Source organism: Mycobacterium gordonae (assembly GCF_001417955.2).
Lineage (GTDB): Bacteria > Actinomycetota > Actinomycetes > Mycobacteriales > Mycobacteriaceae > Mycobacterium > Mycobacterium gordonae_B.
This window is the reverse complement of the sequence record NZ_LKTM01000077.1, coordinates 1-6218: the sequence shown is the minus strand read 5'-3', so window position 1 is coordinate 6218 and position 6218 is coordinate 1. Positions and strand designations below refer to the sequence as shown.

General features: G+C 73.4%; 2 protein-coding genes and 2 pseudogenes. 2 read left to right on the top strand and 2 right to left on the bottom strand.

Features of this window, described 5'->3' with window-relative positions; all coding sequences use genetic code 11:
- Both AO501_RS37855 and AO501_RS09140 read left to right on the top strand, forming a co-directional pair.
- A pseudogene (locus AO501_RS37855) lies at positions 1-198 on the top strand (hypothetical protein); the annotation flags it as partial.
- 179 nt (positions 199-377) lie between these two features.
- Complete coding sequence (locus AO501_RS09140; protein ID WP_055577417.1) at positions 378-902, top strand: hypothetical protein; 525 nt, start codon at positions 378-380, stop codon at positions 900-902.
- A 64-nt stretch (positions 903-966) separates the two neighbouring features.
- Here the strand turns inward: AO501_RS09140 and AO501_RS40120 are convergent, their stop codons facing one another.
- Together AO501_RS40120 and AO501_RS40115 are read right to left on the bottom strand one after the other, a co-directional pair.
- Positions 967-2958 carry a PE family protein gene (locus tag AO501_RS40120; RefSeq protein ID WP_055577416.1) on the bottom strand — a complete coding sequence of 664 codons (1992 nt, stop codon included), beginning with the start codon at positions 2956-2958 and terminating at the stop codon, positions 967-969.
- Positions 2959-3297: 339 nt separating this feature from the next.
- A pseudogene (locus AO501_RS40115) lies at positions 3298-6218 on the bottom strand (PE family protein); the annotation flags it as partial.

Below are 6218 nucleotides of genomic sequence, written 5' to 3'. Positions count from 1 at the left end.
GGCGGCGTCGTTATCCCTCCCAACAGCTACGCCGGTGGCACCGGCACAGACGGTGCCGGCGGAGGGACGGGCGGCCTCGGCGCCAACGGTGGTGCTTTCGTCAACGCCGGGGGTGACGCCGGCACCACCGGCGCCGGCGGCTCCGGCGGGCACGGCGCGGTTGCCAACAGCAACGACGGGGGCGCCGGTCAGCCCTGAGTGTCGGCGCACGGCCCAATTGCGGCGATTCGGTTCACTACAGTTGGCTAACAGATCGATACCGGTTGCTGCAGAACGGTTTTGAGCCCTCCTATTGATGCACGATGTGGCCAGCAGAAATTGCCGGCATTCAGATGCGGGAAACGGTCCCGCACGCTCATGCCCAAATTGGGGGAACCGTGAAATCCATCAAGTCCATTGCTGTCAGCGCGGCTGCACTGGCCGTCGTTGGCGGTGGCGCCGCGGGGCTGGCATCCGGCGCATCCGGCATCGCGCCTTCGAATCTGCCTCAGGTGCAGCTGGTTTCAACCGGCGCGCCGCTACCGCAGGACCCGCAACCCGCGTCGACGCTGAACCTGCCGACCCCCGATCAGTTGACCGGCATCCTCAATAACCTTTCCAATCCGGGCGTGTCATACCGGACCAAAGACGGTCTGGTCGAAGGCGGTATCGGGTCGGGCGAGGGCCATGAGATGGATCACGAACTGAGAGTGGCTTACCGGAACGGGCAGCTTCCGTTGTCGTTTGCCGTCTCCAACATTCAGCAGAACGGCCCGGCCACGGTCATGTCCGACGTGGCCGTCTCGGGGCCGAAGCTCCCGGCACCGGTCACGAAGCCCCTCATGTTCGTCAACCAGAACGGTAACTGGGTGTTGTCGAGCCCATCTGCGACCATGCTGGTGCAGGCCGTCGCCGGCAACTGAGTTCGGCTTTCGGCGCGACCGGCCGCACAGCGGCTGAAGCGGCCTGTCAGCGGGCCTCGCGCTCCTAGAGCTGGCTGGCCGTTCCGGCCTTGCCGGCTGAGCCGCCTCCCCCGGTACCGGGCAGACCGCCAAAGCCTGCGGAAGCTTTGGCCAGGGTGGTCGCCTCGGCGTCGCCGCCGTCACCGCCGCTACCGCCGTGACCGGGGTTGCCGGTGCCGCCGTAACCACCGTTGCCGCCGGTGGCGGTGCCGCTTCCCCAGTTCAAGGCGTAGGCGGCGTCACCGCCATGGCCACCGGTCGGCCCGGTTCCACCGGTACCACCGCCACCGCCGATGGCATAGCCGCTGCCCCCGCCTGGGCCGTAGTTGTATCCCATGAGTGAGCCGGGTCCCCCGTCACCGCCGGCTCCGCCCACGGTGCTACCGGTGCCGCCGTCACCGCCCTGACCGCCGACGGCGTTTCCGGTGCCTCCGCCGGCCCAGATGTAGGCACTGCCACCGTTGCCACCCGCACCGCCGGCGCCCGCGGTGCCGATGCCGCCGTGACCGCCCTTACCGCCCGCGACGCTTGTGTTGTTGATGCCGCTGGTTTGGACGGTGACACTGCCGCCGTCGCCCCCGCGGCCGCCCGTCGCGCCGACTCCCCCATCTCCGCCGAGGCCCCCGGCTCCACCGTTGATGGTGCCGCTGCCGCCGTTGCCGCCGCGGCCGCCGTCGCCGGTCTGACCGAGGGCACCGTCCTGGCCGAACGGCGATAAGTGGGCCCCGCCGGCACCGCCCACACCCCCGGCACCCCCGGTGCCACCGGTGCCGCCGGTGCCACCGGTGCCGCCGGTGCCGCCGGTGCCGTCGCCGCCGGCGTAGGCGCCGCCGCTGCCGGCGTGGCCGCCACTCCCGCCGGCGCCGCCACCACCCCCGCCGCCGGCGAAGACCGCGTTACTGCCGGCTGCGTCGGTCTGGCCGGAACCGCCGTGACCGCCGGTGCCACCCTGACCCCCGCCTCCGCCGGCGCCGTTGACGCCGCTGCCGCTGGTGTTGCCGCCGGCCCCACCTACGCCGCCGTTGCCGCCGTGGCCACCCTGGCCGGCGTAACCCTTGGCGATCGCGCCGTCGGCGGCGCCGCCGGTCCCGCCAGTACCTCCGCCGCCGCCCGTCCCGCCCGCGCCACCGGCGCCGGCCTGTCCGAGGAACCCTTGAAGGAACCCGCCGACGGATCCGTTCGCGACGCCGCCGGCCCCACCAGCACCGGCATCACCGCCATCGCCACCGACACCCCCGCTGCCCCCGGCCAGGGTGGGTAGGTTGTTGACGCCGTCTGCGCCGGTGCCGCCGTTGCCGCCCTGGCCACCGTTGCCGCCGATGCCACCTGCCCCGCCAACCCCGCCGAGCAGTGCTTGGTTAGCGCCGCCGGACCCGCCGTGGCCGCCGGCTCCGCCATGCCCGCCATCCGCACCGGCCCCGATCACGAGGCCGGAAGGCAGCGTTCCGCCGTACCCACCGGCGCCACCCGCACCGCCGGCACCGCCGTGGCCCCATAAGCCCGCCGATCCGCCGGCCCCGCCGGCTTTCCCGAGCGCGCCGGACCCCCCGTTGCCGCCGTTGCCGACCAGCCATCCGCCGTCGCCGCCGTTCTGCCCGGTCCCTGGCGCCCCATCGGCTCCGTTGCCCAGCAGCGGGCGACCCGTCAGCAGCTTGACCGGGTCGTAATTGAATAGCCCCGTGCTCTGGATTTGACCGACCAGGGATGTCAGCGGGTCCGCCGCCGCCGCTGCTGCATTGGCCGTCTCGGAGGTCGCATACGCCCCCGCTCCCGACGTCATCGCCTGGACGAATTGCTCGTGAAACAGCGCCGCCTGCGCGCTGAGAGTCTGAAATTGCTGGCCGTGGGCTTCGAACAACGCAGAGACCGCTGCCGAAACCTCATCGGCACCCGCCGCCAATACCGCCGTCGTCGAGCCCGACACCGCCGACCGGGCAGCTTGAAACGCCGACCCGATCCTGGCTAAATCCCCTGCGGCCGCACCCAGCAGCTCCGGTGCCACGTTCACAAATGACATCGTTCTAACCCCTCACCTCGGCGCGACAAACACAGATGGCCGACATTTGCCAGCCCGCTAGTGATCTGATGCTGTCGGACCAGCCGCGCGTGCGGCAGAGGCCGAAATACCCAATTGCCGTCGACGGCCATCGCGTGCAATTCGCGAGCCGGGGACGGACGCGGTTAGCGCGCTAGCAAAGCACCTTCGAGTGTTCTGGTGGCCAGGGCTCAGCGCTGGTTTCGAAGCTCCGCGGAGCAGCCGCTACCCCTCAATCTCCACCCGGTCTGCAGCCGCTATCCGTTAAACCCACTCGACACGCTTGCGGCACAAGGCCGGCGGGTGTTGTAGGCCGAGGTTTTAGGTGCCGCCGTTGCCGCCGGTGCCGCCGCCGCCGCCGCTGCCGCCAATCGGGTTTGTGTTTCCGCCGGTCGGGCCGCCCCCGCCGCCTCCCGAGGAGCCATTGCTTCCTAGGCCGCCGTTGCCGGAGTTGCCGCCCTTGCCGCCGCTGCCGCCGCCGCCGCCGTTACCGCCGGTGCCGTAGTAGTCGGAGCTGCCGTAAGTGTTCTGGCCGTTGCCGCCGGCACCACCTGTGCCGCCGTTGCCGCCTTTGGCGCCGAATATGCCCGGTACGGTTCCGCTGCCGCCGGTGCCGCCGGAGCCGCCAGAGCCGCCAGTTCCGCCGTTGCCGTTGTAGGTATTGATCGTGATGCTTACTCCGCCGAACCCACCGCTGCCGCCGGTCCCGCCCGTCCCACCGGCGCTCGGCGTTCCGCCGGCGCCACCGTTCGAGGCGCCGCCGTTACCGCCGTTGCCGCCGTTGCCTGCGCTTCCCCCATTGCCGCCGTCGTAGCCTCCGGAAGCCTGGCTGGCCTTGTTGCCGTTGCCGCCGTTGCCGCCATTGCCGGCGGTGCCGGCGTTGCCACCGGCCGCGCCGTTGCCCTTGCCGCCGCTGCCCGCATTGCCGCCGTTCCCGCCGGTGCCGCCGTTGCCGCCCTTCTGGCCGACTCCGAGGTCGCCATCGCCGCTGCCGCCGTTGCCGGCATTGCCCCCGTTGGCGCCGTTGCCGCCTTTGCCGCCTGCACCACCGCCGAGGCCAAGGCCCGCGTCGCCGCCGTTGCCGCCACTGCCACCCGCGGCGGCGTTGCCACCTTGACCGCCGTTGCCGCCGACGCCGGTTGTGCCGCCGTTGCCGCCGCTACCGCCAAGGCCACCGTCACCGCCGTTGCCCGCATCGCCACTGCCGCCGGGAAAGCTGATGTTGTTGCCGCCGTTCCCGCCCGTACCGCCGCTCCCACCGACAGCGCCGTTGCCGCCCGTCCAGCCGCTGCCCGTGAGGGCGTACGAGGCATTGCCGCCGTTACCGCCGGTGCCGCCGTTGCCCGCGGAGCCGCCGGCGCCGGACTTGGCCCCGTTGCCGACGCCGCCGTTGCCGCCGTTGCCGCCGCCGCCACCGGTGCCGCCGTTGCCGCCGTTGTTGCTGCTGGTGCCATTGCCGTTGCCGCCGTTGCCGCCGTCGGCGCCGTCGCCGCCTCTGCCGCCTTTGCCGCCGCCCGAGCCGCCATTGCCGCCGTTGCCCCCGCTCCCGCCAGTGCCGGCGGCACCGCCGTCGCCTCCCGATGCGAAAGTGGATTCGCCGCCGTTGCCGCCGTTGCCACCGACGCCGCCGTCACCGCCGCTACCGGCGTTGCCGCCGCCGGTCAGGGCGACGGCCGTGCCCGTGGCATTGAACGCACTGCCTCCGCTGCCGCCGACGCCGCCGTTGCCGCCGTTGCCCCCCTTTCCGCCGTCGTCGGCGCTCCCCGATACTGCGTCGGCGCCGGCGCCGCCGGTGCCTCCTGCGCCTCCGTTGCCGGCTTTGCCGCCGGTGCCGGCTATAGCGCCGTAACCGTTGCCGCCGGTGCCACCGTTGCCGCCAGTACCGCCGTTGCCGCCGGGGCCGCCGTTCTGGCCGGCGAAGCCGCTCCCCGAACCGCCCAACCCGCCGGAGTTGCCATTGCCGCCACTGCCGCCGTTCCCGCCCTTGCCCCCGCCGAGTCCGCCGGTGCCGCCGTTGCCGCCGGCGCCGCCGTTGCCGCCGTTGCCCGCGGGTCCCCCGTTACCTCCGAGACCGGGTGTGCCGCCGCCGCCACCGGATCCAGCGTTGCCGCCGTCACCGCCGCCGCCGGCGTTGCCGCCACCGATGCCGCCGAAGCCGTTTCCGCCGTTTCCGCCGCTGCCGCCCTTGCCGCCGTTGCCGCCGAAGCCGCCGGCATAACCGTCCCCTCCGATTGCGAAATCACCCTTGGCGCCGTTTCCGGCGTTGCCGCCGTTGCCGCCAAAGCCGCCGGCGCCGGCGATGCCGCTCAGGCCCTTAGTGCCGCCGGGGCCGCTGCCGGCTTCTCCGCCTAGGCCCGCGTTGCCACCGGCACCGCCGTTTCCGCCGTCTCCGCCGTTGCCGCCGTTGGCTCCGGCCCCGGTGCCAGGATCGTAGGTGGGACCTTTTGCGCCGTCCCCGCCGTTGCCGCCGTTGGCTCCGTTGCCGCCCTGCCCGCCGCTGCCGGCGGTTCCGCCATTGGCGGCGCCGCCCTGGCCGCCTTGGCCACCGTTGCCGCCGGCACCGCCATTGCCTCCGGGTTCGCTGTTGCTGAGGCTGAAGTTGTCGACGCCGTCGGCGGCGGTTCCGGCGTTGCCGCCTTTGCCGCCGTTGCCGCCGGTGCCTGCCGTCCCGACGGTTCCCGGGGCGCCGGCGCCGCCACCGGCCAGACCGGCTTTCCCGGCGCCGCCGCCGGCGCCGCCCTTGCCGCCGTTGCCGCCGTTGCCGCCGGCGTTGCCGGAGTCGGAAAGGCCGGCACCGCCCACGCCGCCGAGTCCGCCGTTGCCGCCTTGGCCGCCGCTTCCGTTGGTGCCACCGGCGTTGGCCTTGCCACCGGTTCCGCCCTGTCCGCCGTCCCCGCCGGCGCCGGCGGTACTGCCGTTGATTTGGACGCCCGCGCCGTCTTTTCCAGCGGCGCCGTTGCCGCCGTTCCCGCCAAGCCCGCCGTTGCCACCGTTGCCGGATGTGCCGGCGCTGCCCCCGGCACCTCCGGACCCCGCGAGGCCGGCGGTGCCGGCGTCGCCTCCGGTACCGCCCATGCCGCCGGCCCCGCCGCTCTTGCCCAGGGTGACGGCGGTTCCACCGGCCCCGCCGGTGCCACCTTTTCCGCCGCTGCCGCTGTCGCCGCCGCTGCCGTTGACCCCACCGGGGCCGCTGTTGCCACCGGCCCCGCCGTTGCCACCCGCCCCGCCCGAGGGCCCGGGGT

What these genes read in the sequence shown, in the direction of transcription:
- AO501_RS40120 (WP_055577416.1), bottom strand. Translation starts at nt 2,958, where the DNA reads ATGTCATTTGTGAACGTGGCACCGGAGCTGCTGGGTGCGGCCGCAGGG.